13 protein-coding genes and 1 pseudogene are annotated in these 13,635 nt (G+C 70.3%); 7 read left to right on the plus strand and 7 right to left on the minus strand.

Going from position 1 to position 13,635, the window contains the following annotated elements; all coding sequences use genetic code 11:
* Positions 1–136 precede the first annotated feature (136 nt).
* The 3 genes from OO67_RS17535 to OO67_RS17545 all read left to right on the plus strand — a co-directional run bounded on the left by OO67_RS17535 (position 137) and on the right by OO67_RS17545 (position 2,512).
* Positions 137–1,123, plus strand: a complete 987-nt coding sequence (locus tag OO67_RS17535) for an acyl-CoA desaturase (protein ID WP_033301379.1) — start codon at positions 137–139, stop codon at positions 1,121–1,123.
* Entirely contained in the window at positions 1,120–1,806 is a 687-nt protein-coding gene (locus tag OO67_RS17540) for a TetR/AcrR family transcriptional regulator (protein ID WP_073753171.1), read from the plus strand. The genes OO67_RS17535 and OO67_RS17540 overlap by 4 nt, the downstream gene beginning before the upstream one ends.
* A 103-nt stretch (positions 1,807–1,909) precedes the next feature.
* Entirely contained in the window at positions 1,910–2,512 is a 603-nt protein-coding gene (locus OO67_RS17545) for a Uma2 family endonuclease (RefSeq protein ID WP_033301381.1), read from the plus strand.
* Between the two features lie 16 nt (positions 2,513–2,528).
* On the opposite strand, the gene OO67_RS17550 is transcribed toward OO67_RS17545, so the two are convergent.
* A complete protein-coding gene (locus OO67_RS17550; protein WP_033301736.1) occupies positions 2,529–3,326 on the minus strand; it encodes a trans-aconitate 2-methyltransferase in 798 nt (265 codons plus the stop codon).
* Positions 3,327–3,415: 89 nt separating this feature from the next.
* On the opposite strand from OO67_RS17550, the gene OO67_RS17555 reads away from it, so the two are divergent.
* Positions 3,416–3,913 (plus strand): MarR family winged helix-turn-helix transcriptional regulator, encoded by a 498-nt coding sequence (locus tag OO67_RS17555; RefSeq protein WP_033301382.1) that lies wholly within the window; start codon positions 3,416–3,418, stop codon positions 3,911–3,913.
* Here the strand turns inward: OO67_RS17555 and OO67_RS17560 are convergent.
* On the minus strand, positions 3,872–4,663 hold the full coding sequence (locus OO67_RS17560) for a response regulator transcription factor (protein WP_208861038.1): 792 nt from the start codon (positions 4,661–4,663) through the stop codon (positions 3,872–3,874). The genes OO67_RS17555 and OO67_RS17560 overlap by 42 nt on opposite strands.
* Before the next feature lie 270 nt (positions 4,664–4,933).
* Here OO67_RS17560 and OO67_RS17565 point away from each other — a divergent pair.
* Positions 4,934–5,371 (plus strand): annotated as a pseudogene (locus tag OO67_RS17565) (GNAT family N-acetyltransferase); the annotation flags it as partial.
* Here OO67_RS17565 and galK read toward each other — a convergent pair.
* The 3 genes from galK to galT are packed head-to-tail and all read right to left on the minus strand — an operon-like array spanning position 5,361 to position 8,583.
* Positions 5,361–6,557, minus strand: coding sequence for a galactokinase (gene galK, locus OO67_RS17570; protein ID WP_033301386.1), 1,197 nt, complete (start codon positions 6,555–6,557; stop codon positions 5,361–5,363). The pseudogene OO67_RS17565 and the gene galK sit on opposite strands and share 11 nt — an antisense overlap.
* On the minus strand, positions 6,554–7,534 hold the full coding sequence (gene galE, locus OO67_RS17575) for a UDP-glucose 4-epimerase GalE (protein WP_033301387.1): 981 nt from the start codon (positions 7,532–7,534) through the stop codon (positions 6,554–6,556). Before galE ends, galK begins: the two co-directional genes overlap by 4 nt.
* Positions 7,531–8,583: a galactose-1-phosphate uridylyltransferase gene (gene galT, locus OO67_RS17580; protein ID WP_033301389.1), complete on the minus strand. Its 1,053-nt coding sequence runs from the start codon at positions 8,581–8,583 to the stop codon at positions 7,531–7,533. Before galT ends, galE begins: the two co-directional genes overlap by 4 nt.
* A 238-nt stretch (positions 8,584–8,821) precedes the next feature.
* Between galT and OO67_RS17585 the strand changes: the two genes are divergently transcribed.
* Positions 8,822–10,492, plus strand: a complete 1,671-nt coding sequence (locus OO67_RS17585) for a sodium:solute symporter family protein (RefSeq protein WP_033301391.1) — start codon at positions 8,822–8,824, stop codon at positions 10,490–10,492.
* A 15-nt stretch (positions 10,493–10,507) separates the two neighbouring features.
* Positions 10,508–10,795, plus strand: a complete 288-nt coding sequence (locus OO67_RS17590; protein ID WP_033301393.1) for a hypothetical protein — start codon at positions 10,508–10,510, stop codon at positions 10,793–10,795.
* 33 nt (positions 10,796–10,828) lie between these two features.
* Here OO67_RS17590 and OO67_RS17595 read toward each other — a convergent pair whose 3' ends face one another.
* Both OO67_RS17595 and OO67_RS17600 read right to left on the minus strand, forming a co-directional pair.
* Positions 10,829–11,524 (minus strand): helix-turn-helix transcriptional regulator, encoded by a 696-nt coding sequence (locus OO67_RS17595; protein ID WP_033301394.1) that lies wholly within the window; start codon positions 11,522–11,524, stop codon positions 10,829–10,831.
* A gap of 245 nt (positions 11,525–11,769) precedes the next feature.
* Complete coding sequence (locus tag OO67_RS17600; protein WP_033301395.1) at positions 11,770–13,632, minus strand: outer membrane protein assembly factor BamB family protein; 1,863 nt, start codon at positions 13,630–13,632, stop codon at positions 11,770–11,772.
* Positions 13,633–13,635: the final 3 nt, after the last annotated feature.

Here is a 13,635-nt window from a genome sequence, read left to right on the forward strand (position 1 = left end):
CTTCCCCCACAAGGGTTGTGGCGGCGGCGCTCGCGTGTCGTGACCCGTTTCGCTGCAATACTTACGTTGCCGTAGGTTACGGAAGCGTAGCCCGCTCATACCATCATATTTCCTCACCTCGCGGAGGACTCCCCCCATGCCCACGAGCCCGGATGTGATCGACGACGGCCTGCCGGCGTCGGCAGGCAACCCCGCACCTCCCTCCGCCACGCTCGGCGGCGACAAGAAGCGTTCGGTCGAGCAGATCGCGCTGCTGCTGTTCATCGTGGTGCCCTTCGCGGCCCTGGTCGCGGCCGTGCCGCTGGCCTGGGGCCGTGGTGTCAGCTGGCTGGACCTCGGCCTGCTGGTCGTCATGTACTACTGGGGCTGCCACGGCGTGACGATCGGCTTCCACCGCTACTTCACGCACGGCTCGTTCAAGGCGAAGCGTCCGCTCCGCATCGCCCTGGCCGTCGCGGGCTCGATGGCGGTGGAGGGTCCACTGGTGCGCTGGGTGGCCGACCACCGCAAGCACCACCGGTTCTCCGACGCCGAGGGCGACCCGCATTCGCCGTGGCGGTTCGGTGAGAACCTCCCCGCACTGATGAAGGGCCTGTGGTGGGCCCACATCGGCTGGATGTTCAACGAGGAGCAGACGCCGCAGCAGAAGTACGCCCCGGACCTGGTCAAGGACCCGGCGATCCGTGCGATCTCGCGCCACTTCCTCAGCTTCACGATCCTGTCGCTGGCGATCCCGCCGCTGGTCGGCGGCCTGGTCACGATGTCGTGGTGGGGTGCGTTCACCGCCTTCTTCTGGGGTTCACTGGTCCGTGTCGCGCTGCTCCACCACGTGACGTGGTCGATCAACTCCATCTGTCACGCGGTCGGCAAGCGGCCGTTCAAGTCCCGCGACAGGTCCGGGAACGTGTGGTGGCTGGCGGTGCTCTCGTGCGGTGAGTCCTGGCACAACCTGCACCACGCGGACCCGACGAGCGCGCGGCACGGGGTGCTCAGGGGGCAGATCGATTCCAGTGCCCGCCTCATCCGCTGGTTCGAGAAGCTGGGCTGGGCATCCGACGTCCGGTGGCCCGATGCCTCGCGTATTGCCGCCCGCCGCAAGCCCGCGGCCGCCGACCCGGCATGATTGACGACGTGGCGACCGACGGAAGCACAAGCGGCGAGAAGAGCATGCCTGCCCCCACGCGACGGGCCCGGCGGGTCCGGATGACGGGGAAGGAGCGCCGCGAGCAACTTCTGGACATCGGCCGCACCCTGTTCGCCGACAAGGGCTTCGAGGGCACCTCGGTGGAGGAGATCGCGGCACGGGCCGGGGTCTCCAAGCCGGTGGTGTACGAGCACTTCGGCGGCAAGGAGGGCCTGTACGCCGTCGTGGTCGACCGCGAGATGCGCCAGCTGCTGGACCTGGTGACGGGGGCCCTCACCGCGGGTCACCCCCGTGAGCTGCTGGAGCAGGCGGCGTTCGCGCTGCTCGACTACATCGAGACGTACACGGACGGTTTCCGGATCCTGGTCCGTGACTCCCCGGTCGCGCAGTCGACGGGCACCTTCGCGTCGCTGATCAGTGACATCGCGACGCAGGTCGAGGACATCCTGGGCCTGGAGTTCAAGGCCCGGGGCTTCGACCCGAAGCTGGCCCCGCTGTACGCGCAGGCCCTGGTCGGGATGGTCGCGCTGACCGGCCAGTGGTGGCTGGACGTGCGGAAGCCGAAGAAGGCCGAGGTCGCGGCCCATCTGGTGAATCTGGCGTGGCACGGGCTGGAGAACCTGGAGTCGAAGCCGCGGCTGATAGGTCACCGGAAGAGCTGATCCCTGCCGTGGTGCGCACGTGCTCACTCGTTGTGATGACGGAGCGGCGAACCGGACCCTACTGTGGTGGGGCAGGGCCAGAATCCCGTCCATGGGAGGACCTATGACCGCCGAGCCGATCACCGGGCACAGCAGCCGCTGGCCGGTGCCCCCGCAGGACGGATACACCGTGGACGACCTGTTCACGCTGCCTGATCTCCCGCCGCACACGGAATTGCTCGACGGGAGCCTGGTTTTTGTGAGTCCGCAGCGAGATTTCCACAGCACGGTGATCGACCTCCTGACGGCCGGGCTCCGCCACAGCGCGCCGCCGGAGCTGAAGGCACGCCGTGAGATGACCGTCGTCCTCGACCGGCGCAACGCCCCCGAGCCGGATGTCTGCGTCGTCCGGGCGGAAGCGGTCACCGGGCGGGAGCTCACCCGTTTCGAGGCGGCGGACGTGGTTCTCGCCGTCGAGGTGGTATCACCCGACTCCGAGGCCCGGGACCGCGAGACCAAACCGCACAAGTACGCGTCCGCCGGGATCGAGCACTTCTGGCTGGTCGAGATGACCGGCACCGACCGGCACCCGGTGGTGCGGGTCTACGAGCTGGATCCGGTGACGAAGGCGTACGCGCTGACGGGCATCCATCACGACCGGCTCAAGACGGGTGTGCCGTTCCCCGTCGACCTCGACATCTCGGCGGAGGCCCTCGACACGCTGTGACGTCCGGCCCGGACGGTCACCCCGCGGTCCTGGCGACGGCGAAGATCCGGCGGAACGGGAAGACCGTGCCGTGCGGGCCGGCCGGGTAGGCGGTGCGCAGCAGGTCGCGGTATGCGGTGAGGAAGGCGTCGTGGGCCTCCGGGTCGTCGGTGAGGGCGTCGAGGACGGGTCGCAGGCCGGTGCCCTTGACCCAGTCGAGGACGGGGTCCTCGCCCTGGAGGAGATGCAGGTAGGTGGTCTCCCAGACGTCCACGTCGCGTCCGGGGGCGGTGAGGTGTTCCAGGTAGTCCGCGGGGGTGTGTACGGCGTCGCCGTGGCGCAGGAGGCCGCCGAGGCGGTCGTTCCAGCGGGGGGATCCGGCCAGTTCGCGCATGAGGGTGTGGCTGGGGGCGTCGAAGTTGCCGGGTACCTGGAAGGCGAGGGTGCCGCCGGGGGTGAGGGCGTCCAGCCAGTGGGGGAAGCGGGCGGTGTGGCCGGGGACCCATTGGAGCAGGGCGTTGGAGACGATGAGGTCGTAGGTCTCGGCCGGCTCCCAGGTCCCGGCGTCGGCTTCGGCGAAGTCGAGGAGGGGCCCGGCGTGGGCGCGGGCGCGTTCGAGCATGTGGGGGGAGCTGTCGTAGCCGGTGATGCGGGCGTCGGGCCGGCGTTCCGCGAGGAGGGCGGTGACGTTGCCCGCCCCGCAGCCGAGGTCGGCGATCCGGGGTGCGGGGTCGTGCGGCAGGGGTCCGATGCGGGCCAGGAGGTCGAGGAAGGGGCGGGTGCGGTGGTCAGCGTGGCGGAGGTACTGCTGCGGGTCCCAGGTGGGTGGGGTCATGGGGGTCAGAATCACCAAAAAATTCTCTCGATGTCAAGACACTTGAATTCAAGAGACTTCATGTCGAGGGACCCTCTACACTGATCGACATGGAGGACGAGGTCGACCGACTGGTCGCTGCATGGCGCCGCGAGCGCCCCGACCTCGACGTGGAACCACTCGAGGTCCTGAGCCGCGTCTCCCGCCTGGCCAGGCATCTGGACCGGGCCCGCAGGATCGCCTTCGCGGAGCACCAGCTGGAGCCGTGGGAGTTCGACGTCCTGACGTCCCTGCGCCGTGCCGGCGCCCCGTATCAGCTCTCCCCCGGCCAGCTCCTCACCCAGACGCTGGTCACCTCGGGCACGATGACGAACCGCATCGACCGGCTGACCAAGAAGAATCTGGTGGAGAGGCTGCCCGACCCGAGTGACCGCCGCGGCGTCCTGGTCCGGCTGACCGATCTGGGCCGCGACAAGGCCGACCAGTCGCTGGCCGGGCTGCTCGACCAGGAGCGGGCCATCCTGGGCGAGCTCTCCCGTGGGCAGCGGTCCGAACTGGCCGGGCTGCTACGCCGGCTGACCGCCCCGTTCGACAACGTCCCCGGTTAGCACGGCCGGGCCCACTCCGGCACGCCGGGCCAGCGCCACGGCCGCCAGGGTCGAGTGCACGCCCAGCTTCCCCAGCACGTTCTGCATGTGGGTGCGCACCGTGTGCGGGGAGAGGAAGAGCCGCTCCGCGACCGCCTTGCGGCCCAGGCCCGCCACCATGCAGCGCAGCACCTCGCGCTCGCGCGGCGTCAGCGACTCGACGAGCTGCTCGCTCTCGGTGCGGTGTCTGCGGGCCGCCGTCAGCTCCCGCAGGACTCCGGTCAGCAGCGCGGCGGGCAGGTGCGTCTCGTCGCGCAGCACGCCCCGTATGACCGTCAGCAGCCGTTGCAGCGAGCAGTCCTTGGCGACCCAGCCCGAAGCACCCGCCTGCAGCGCCATCGCGGCCCGGCGCGGGTCGTCCTTCTCGGCGAGCACCACCGTACGGATGTGGGGCTGGCCCGAACGCACCCCGGCGACCAGCGAGATGCCGTCCACCGGCCCCCCGTTCCCGCCGTCGGAGGTGCCGCGCGGCGCGGGAACGGTGCGGCCTCCGCCCGTGGCGAGGACGCCCAGTTCGGCGTCGACCAGCATCACGTCGTAGCGGCGTCCTTCGGCCGTCGCGCGCTCCAGACATCGCTGCGCGGCGGGACCACTGCCCGCCGCGGACACGTCCACGTCCGGTTCGGCCGCGAGCGCCGCGGCGAGGGACTCGGCAAAGATGCGGTGGTCGTCGACCACCAGCACCCGGATACGAGCCACAGACACCCCCATGCTGTGTGAGCTCCTGGGGCGCCCCGTACCTGGCCGGCCCCGGCGGGGACGGACCACGGCGGACACGACGCCCGGAGCACTCCGGTGAACCGCCCGCGCACGGCCGCCGCCGTGTGCCGGCCGCCACCCGCCCCGGGCGTCGTATCCGACTGTCTCGTCCCCTGAAACAACACCGGCCCCCACCGGTGCTGAGCATCAGCGTACGGCGGGCGGCGGGCGGCGGAAGGCGATTCGCAGAACTGACCGCCCCAGGTGTTTAGGGTGTTGTTCATGTTCCGTCTTGAGACCGAAGTGGACAAGGAACGTCGTATTCTGCTGGGCCGGCGGCTGCACGACGACAACTGGGACGGATCACCGGAGCTGCGTGCCCTGCACTCCACCTCCGCCGAGCACGAAGTCCCGCTGGAGGTCTGGCTCCTGGACGACGGAGGGGCCCTGGCCGGCGGGCTGAGCGGCCGGACCTGGGCCTACTGGCTCCACGTGGACCTTCTCTGGGTGGACACCCGCCACCGCGGCCTCGGCCTCGGCTCGCGCCTGCTCGCCGAGGCGGAGCGCCTCGCCCGCGACGAGCGCGCCTGTACCCGCTCCCGGCTCGAGACCTGGGGTTTCCAGGCCCCGGGCTTCTACCGGAAGCAGGGGTACGAGGTCGTCGGCGAGGTCGAGGACTACCCGCCAGGCGTCGCGGAGTTCATTCTGGTCAAGCAGCTGGAGCGACCCTCAGCGCCCCCGCGGAGGGAACCGCGGGGAAGACTCCCGGGGCTGCGTGGCCGGCCGAGGTGAAGGCCTCCGAGACGGCCTTGGCGACGGTGTCCGCCGTCGCTTCCTCCACCAGCACGATCGCCGAGCCGCCGAAGCCGCCCCCGGTCATCCTGGCCCCGAGCGCCCCGGCCGCGTTCGCCGCCGAGACCACGAGGTCCAGCTCCGGGCACGAGACCCGCAGATCGTCGCGGAGCGAGACGTGGCCCTCGTTGAGGACCGGGCCCGCGGCGCGCACGTCGCCCGCGTCGAGCAGGGCGATGACCTGCTCCACCCGGTGGTTGTCGCTCACCACATGGCGGACGTAGCGCACGACCGACTCGTCCTCGCCGGCCGCCGCGAGGGTCTCCAGCGCGGCTCCCAGGTCCTCGTACGGAAGGTCACGGAGGGTGCCGATGCCGAGCGCGCGGGCGCCCGCCTCGCAGCCGGCCCGGCGCTCCGCGTACGCGCCGTCGCCCAGGGCGTGCTTGACCCGGGTGTCGACGACGAGCAGCTGCAGCCCGTGCGCGGCCAGGTCGAAGGGGACCTGGCGCTGGGTGAGGTCGCGGGTGTCGAGGTACAGCGCGTGGCCCTCGGTGCAGCACGCCGAGGCCATCTGGTCCATGACGCCGCAGGGCACACCGACGAACGCGTTCTCGGCCCGCTGGCCGAGCACGGCGATCTCCGGGGCGCTCAGGCCCAGCTGGAAGAGGTCGTTCAGGGCGAGCGCGGTGACGACCTCCAGGGCGGCCGAGGAGGAGAGGCCGGCGCCGACGGGGACGGTGGAGGTGAGCTGGATGTCCGCCCCGGTGACGGGGTGACCGGCCTCGCGGAGCGCCCAGACGACGCCGGCCGGGTAGGCGGCCCAGCCGTGCCCGGAGTGCGGGGCCAGCTCCTCGACGCGCAGGGAGACGACACCGCCGGGTACGTCGGTGGAGTGCAGGCGGAGCTGTCCGTCGGTACGGCGTGCGACGGCCGCGCGGGCGGTGTGCGGCAGGGCGAGCGGCATGACGAAGCCGTCGTTGAAGTCGGTGTACTCACCGATCAGGTTCACTCGTCCGGGTGCTGCCCAGATGCCTTCGGGGGCGTTCCCGTACAGCTCGGTGAAGGAGGCGGTCAGCTCGGTGAGGGAGACGGCCGGCTCGGCGTTGTCGGTCATGGTGCGGTGGGCTCCTCTCGGCGGGCGAACGTCCACGCGTCGGCGACGATTCCGGCCAGGCCGGCGCGCGACGGCCGCCAGCCGAGCCGTTCCCTGGCCGTGGCGGCGGAGGCCACGAGGACGGCCGGGTCGCCGCCGCGCCGGGGCGCGGTGGTCTCGGGTACCGGGTGGCCGGTGACCTGGCGGACGGTCTCGATGACCTCGCGGACCGAGAAGCCGTTGCCGTTGCCGAGGTTGCAGATGAGGTGTTCGCCCGCGGCGGCCGCTTCCAGGGCGAGCAGGTGGGCATCGGCGAGGTCGGCGACGTGGATGTAGTCGCGCACGCAGGTGCCGTCCGGTGTCGGGTAGTCGTCGCCGTAGACGGAGATCGACTCGCGCTGGCCGAGCGCGACCTGGAGGACCAGCGGGATGAGGTGCGACTCGGGGCTGTGGCGCTCGCCGCAGCTGCCGTAGGCACCCGCGACGTTGAAGTAGCGCAGGGAGACGGCGGCCAGGCCGTGGGCGGTCGCCTCGCCGGTGATCATGTGGTCGACGGCGAGCTTGGAGGCGCCGTAGGGGCTGGTGGGCGCGGTGGGGTCGGTCTCCGTGATGGGGCTGGAGACCGGCTCGCCGTAGGTCGCCGCGGTGGAGGAGAAGACGAGGGTGCGCACGCCCGCGTCGCGCATGGCGGCGAGGAGGGCGGTGGTGCCGCCGACGTTGTTGACCCAGTACTTCTCGGGGTCGACGACGGACTCGCCGACCTGGGAGCAGGCGGCGAAGTGCAGCACTCCGTCGTAGGAGGGGTCCAGCCACTTGGCGGCGTCCTGGATGCGGCCCTCGATGAACTCGGCGCCCTGGGGGACGCCTTCACGGAAGCCGGTCGACAGGTCGTCGAGGACGGTCACGGTGTGACCGGCCTCCAGCAGGTGGGCGGCGACGACACTGCCGACGTATCCCGCGCCTCCCGTCACCAGGTACTTCTTGCCGGTGTTGCTCACTCGCTCGCTACCTCTCGCAGTCGCTGTGCCGCGGCCTCCGGCGGCACGTCGTTGATGAACACGCCCATGCCGGACTCGGAGCCCGCGAGGAACTTCAGCTTGCCGGTGGTCCGCCTGATGGTGAAGAGCTCGAGGTGCAGGCCGAACTCCTCACGGCCGGGGACCCTGAACGGGGCCTGGTGCCAGGCCGAGATGTACGGGGTCGGCGGCTCTCCGGGGCCGAAGATCCGGTCGAATCGCCTCAAGAGTTCCAGATAGATCTGTGGGAACTCTGTGCGAGCGGCCTCGTCGAGCTCGCGCAGGTCGGGGACGCGGCGGCGCGGGTGGAGGTGGACCTCGTAGGGCCAGTGCGCGGCGTACGGCACGAAGGCGACCCAGTGCTCGCCCTCCAGGACGACACGGTCGCCGTCGGCCAGCTCGCGGGCGACGACGTCGTCGAAGAGGTTGCGGCCGGTTTCGGCGCGGTGGGCCTCCGCGGAGCGGAGCATCTGCTCGGTGCGCGGGGTGACGAAGGGGTAGCCGTAGATCTGCCCGTGCGGGTGGCCCAGGGTGACGCCGATCTCGGCGCCCCGGTTCTCGAAGCAGAACACCTGGGTGACCTGCGGGAGCTCGGCGAGGTCGGCGGTGCGGTCGGTCCAGGCCTCCAGGACCAGGGCGGCCTGGGCCTCGGTGAGGCCGGCGAAGGACACGTCGTGGTCGGAGGTGAAGCACACGACCTCGCAGCGGCCGGAGTCACCGGCGAGGGAGGGGAAGCGGTTCTCGAAGACGGCGACGTCGTAGCCGGAGTCGGGGATCTCGCTGAGCCGGCCCTCCTGCGAGGGGCACAGCGGGCACTCGTCGGCCGGCGGGTGATACGTCCGCCCCTGCCGGTGCGAGGCGATGGCCACCGAGTCGCCGAGGAGGGGGTCGTGGCGGATCTCCGAGTCCTCCCCGGACGCGGGGACGGCGTCCAGCGGCCGCAGGTCCGCGGCGTCGCGGACGACGTCGTCCGCGGAGTCGTAGTAGATCAGCTCCCGGCCGTCGGCGAGGGTCGTGACCGTCTTCTTCACCAGGCTCCTCCATGTAACGCCCTCTAAACAGAACCGAACATAATTAACCACAACTCAACAGGGGCGTCAATGCCGACGCATCCTGTGACAGCACGGTGCGGAATGCGTGGCCAGACCTGGACATTTCAACCCGCCCGATCACGATCAAACAAAGAACGCCATCGCACCTGTTCATTTTCTGAACACATGGGCGTAGGTTCCGACGGGTTCAGTTCGCGCAACGAAGCGAGTACCCCCCATGCAATATCTGGCCGAAGGGCTCCGGCTCCCCACGAACGGGCTCGATTACACAATCCTGGCGATCTACTTCGTCGTGGTGCTCGGCATCGGCTTCGCCGCCCGGGCCAGTGTGAAGACGAGCCTCGACTTCTTCCTCTCCGGACGGTCACTGCCCGCATGGGTGACCGGTCTGGCCTTCGTCGCGGCGAACCTCGGCGCCACCGAGATCCTCGGCATGGCGGCGACCGGCGCGCAGTACGGCGTCGCGGTCGTCCACTGGTACTGGATCGGCGCCATCCCCGCCATGGTCTTCCTCGGCCTGGTGATGATGCCCTTCTACTACCGGTCGAAGGTCCGCTCCGTCCCGGAGTTCCTGCTCCAGCGCTTCGACAGGTCGGCGCACCTGCTCAGCTCCATACTCTTCGCCTTCGCGGCGATACTGATCGCGGGCGTGAACCTCTACGCCCTCTCGATCGTCGTGGAGGCGCTGCTGGGCTGGGACCGCTGGGTCGCGATCGTCGTCGCCGGCGTGTTCGTCCTGCTCTACATCACCATCGGCGGCCTCTCCTCCGCGATCTACAACGAGGTGCTGCAGTTCTTCGTCATCCTCGCCGCGCTGATCCCCCTCACCCTGCTGGGCCTCAAGCGCGTCGGCGGCTGGGACGGTCTCAGCGGCTCGCTGGAGAAGCAGCACGGCGCGGACTTCATGTCCGCCTGGGGCGGTACCGGCATCGGTGACGCCAACCCGCTCGGCGCCAACTGGCTGACGATCATCCTCGGTCTCGGCTTCGTGCTCTCCTTCGGCTACTGGACCACCAACTTCGCCGAGGTGCAGCGCGCCCTGTCGGCGAAGAACCTGTCCGCCGCGAAGCGCACCCCGCTGATCGCCGCCTTCCCGAAGATCTTCATCGTCTTCGCGGTGATGATCCCGGGCCTGGTCGCCGCCGTCGTCGTGCCCCGGATCGGCACTCCCGACTCCGACCTCACGTACAACGACGCCATCCCGCTGCTGATGCGGGAGCTGCTTCCCAACGGTGTGCTCGGCATCGCGGTGACCGGTCTGCTGGCCGCGTTCATGGCCGGCATGGCCGCCAACGTGTCCTCGTTCAACACGGTGTTCACCACGGACATCTGGCAGCGGTACGTGAAGAAGGACCAGTCGGACGCGTACTACCTGAAGTTCGGGCGGCTGATCACCGCGGTGGGTGTGCTGGCGTCGATCGGCACGGCCTTCATCGCGGCCAGCTTCTCCAACATCATGACGTACCTCCAGACGCTGTTCTCGTTCTTCAACGTCCCGATGTTCGTCGTCTTCATCATCGGCATGTTCTGGAAGCGCGCCTCGATGAAGTCCGGTGTCTGGGGCCTCGTCGCGGGCACCACGGCGGCGATGGTCAACTACTTCGTCATCTACAAGCAGGGCATCGTCGACATCCCCTCCGACCAGGGCGCCAACTTCGTCTCCGCGATCGTCGGATTCGTGGCCGGCGCGGTCGTCATGGTCGTCGTGACCCTCTTCACCGCCCCCAAGCCGGAGGCCGAACTGGCCGGTCTGGTCTACGGGACGGAGTCCCCGGACGCCGACGAGGCGCCCGACGAGGGCGACAGCGCCTGGTACCGCAAGCCCGCCCTGCTCGGCTGGGGCGCCATCGTCCTCGCCACCCTGTGCTACCTGCCCTACTCGCTCTGATCGGAGGCACTCACCATGTCCGACCTGCACAAGGAAGTCTCCGAGCTGGAGCGCAAGTCCGCGACCGCGGCCCGGCTCTTCGACATCCGCCGGATCATCGGCGGTCTCTTCGTGGTCTACGGAGTGATCGTCACCATCGCCGGTATCAACCCGTCCGACGCCGACCTGGAGAAGGCCGAGGGAGTCCACATCAATCTCTGGACCGGCCTGGCCATGCTGGCGCTCGGCCTCTTCTTCCTGATCTGGATGAAGCTGCGCCCGGCCCAGGTGCCGGACGAGACCCCCGGCCCGCCGGAGAGCTGACCGACACCCCGCGAGGGCCGGATGATCACGCGTTCACGCGAGGCCGTCCGGCCCCCGCGGCGTGCCCGACGCGGCCCGGTCGAGCAGTCCCGTCCGGGCCGCGAGTGCGGCGGCCTCCAGCCGGGAGCCGACACCGAGCTTCATCAGCACCCGCTGCACGTGCGTGCGCGCGGTACTCGGCGCGATCCTCATGCCGGCCGCGATCAGCCGGGTGTCCTCGCCCTCGGCGACCCGCACCAGCACCTCGGCCTCACGCGGGGTCAGCATCCTCAGCAGCCGCTGCCCCTCGTCGTCGGGCTGGGCCGCCGGGTGCAGCAGCTCGGCGAACGCTCCCCGCAGCAGCTGCGGGGCGACCGCCACCTCTCCCGCGCGAGCCTTGATCATGGCGCGTTCGACGCCCTCGATGCGCTCGTCGTGGCGTACGTAACCGGCCGCTCCCGCGGCGAAGGCCGCGGCGATCCCGCGCGGGCTCGGCACCGGGCCGAGTACCACGACGGCCACCTGCGGACGCTCACGTCCGATCCGGACGATCGGGTCGAACGCTCCGGGCTCGGCGGGTGCCGCCGTGCCGAACAGGCAGACCTCCGGCGCCCTGCTGACGACCAGTTCTGCGGCCCCGGACGTCGGCGCGGCTGCCGCGAGCACCCGGTGCCCGCGCAATTTCAGTGCCGAGGCGAGTGCCTCGGCGAGCAGACGGTGGTCATCGACCACCATGAGCCGCACGCCCATCGAGATAGCCCCCATGTGTACAGCGCGATACCGCTGCGTAACCCTGAACAGGCCCCCCGGCCCCTCTGACCCGGCAAGCTACACGCTTGTTCGACGTGGCGCCCCCTCTACTGGGCAGAAGCCCCCCAGAATGCCGAATTCTGCGTCATTCAGGGCTACTTGCCCGTCGGAAAACGATCGGCCCTGCCGGTCGGATGATCAACCGGCAGGGCCGTCACTGCTGACCCGGGAACGGGCCGGGAGGGTCAGACGGTGGTGAAGGAGACGACGAGGTACTGCTTGTCGTCCAGCGAGCTGGACTTGCTGGGCTCACTGACCATCTGCTCGGAGATGAACAGCCGGCCCTTCTGGTAGATGATCTCGGCGTAGTCGATGGAGAAGCTCGTCTCCGCGTCGCGGACCGCCTCGTCGTCCGGGTTGGTCATCAGCACGGTCTCCTCGAAGGTGGAGCCGTTGATGGAGACGATCTGGCCGCCCTTGTCGTAGGGGGGCTCCTTGTACGCGATGACGTTGGAGCCGTCCATGCGCAGCGGGGTCAGCGCGTAGCGGTCGCCCGCGTCCGCCCTGCCCCCGACGAGCTTGCCGGTGGTGAGGTCGAAGGCGACGATCTCGTTGGTGTCGCCGTACTCCCCACCGCCCTCGTGCTTCTCGGTCGGCACGTAGAGCTTGTTGTTGCCGACGGCCAGGGAGCTGCACTGCTCGACCTCGGTGGAACCGCACTCCGCGGCGTACTTGTCCGCGTCGGCCGAGATCCGGACGATGAGCTTGCCGGTGGCCGCGTCGATGGAGAAGAAGTCCGAGATGCTGCTGCCGTCGCCGGCGGTGTCGCCGACGTCGGCCGCGACCACGAGCGGCTTGGTGGAGACGATGCTCGCGTACTCGACGCCGGCCGGCATGGTGTACGAGGAGGTCGGCGCGCCGGTGGTCGGGTTCAGCGCCTGGACGGTGAGCTGGGGACTGTCGTAGCTGCCGCACTTGCGGACCACCGCGAGGGCTTCGCCGCCGCCGTAGCCCATGTCGTAGCAGTTGTTGGCGTCGGCCTTCGGCTTCCAGAGCTCGGCGCCGTTCGCGAGGTTGAAGGCGGCGCCGCCGCTGGTGCCGCCGGCGGCGACGGTGGAGCCGCTGAGCGTGACCTCGCCGAACCTGACGGGCCTGTCACCGCCGGCCGTGGAGGTGACGGACTTGCTCCACATGAGCTTGCCGGTGGCCAGGTCGATCGCGCCGACCTGGGTGCAGGACGGGTACTTGTCCTCGGCCGTCGGCTTGCCGTCCTGGAAGGCGATGGCCGTCTTGTAGTCCTTGCTCATGTGCCGGGAGGCGGCGCAGAGCTGGCCGGTCAGCGGGATCGACCAGAGCTTGGTGCCCTTGGCGAGGTCGTAGCCGACGATCTCGTACACGCCGGTCTTCACGTACGCCTTGTCCGTGACCCAGGAGCCGGACACGACCGTGGTGTCGGTGACCTTCGGGTGGGGGAGCTGGAAAGCGACCTTGGCCTTGGTGTCGGCCGGAGCCTTCTCGGTGCCGCCGGCGAGGCCGTCGCCCTCGCCGCCCTTGCCCTCGCCGCCGTCCGCCCCGGCCGAGGCCGCCTGGTCCTGCTTGCCGCCGTCGTCGTCACTGCCGCTGGAGGCGTAGAAGATCCCGCCGCCGACGATCAGCACCACGGCTACGACCGCGGCGACGATGATCTGCATCTGGGTGTTGAACTTCTTGCCGCCGCCGGGCGGGGGTGCGGCGTACTGCGGCTGCATCGGTGCGGTGGGGTAGCCGTACCCCTGCTGCGGATACATGCCGGGCTGTCCGGGCGGGGGGCCCTGCGGGAAGCCGTAGCCGGGCTGCCCCGGCGGCGGCGCCTGCGGGTAGCCGTACGCGGGATTCTGCGGCTGCTGCCCGGGCTGAGCCGGCTGCGGGGCGCCGTAGCCACCGGGGGCCGGGGGAGGCGGGCTGCCGTAGCCACCGGCCGGCGGGGTGGGCGGCGCGGCCGGGGGCTGCTTGCCGAAGGGGTCGGAGGGCGGCGGGGTGGGCGCGCCGAATCCGCCGGGCGGCGGGTCCTGCGGGGCGCCGAATCCGCCCTGGGGCGGTTCGTTGGGCGGCTGGGGCGGCTGGGTCATGGC

Origin of the sequence: Streptomyces atroolivaceus, assembly GCF_000717025.1 — a bacterium.
In the GTDB taxonomy this organism is placed as follows: domain Bacteria; phylum Actinomycetota; class Actinomycetes; order Streptomycetales; family Streptomycetaceae; genus Streptomyces; species Streptomyces atroolivaceus.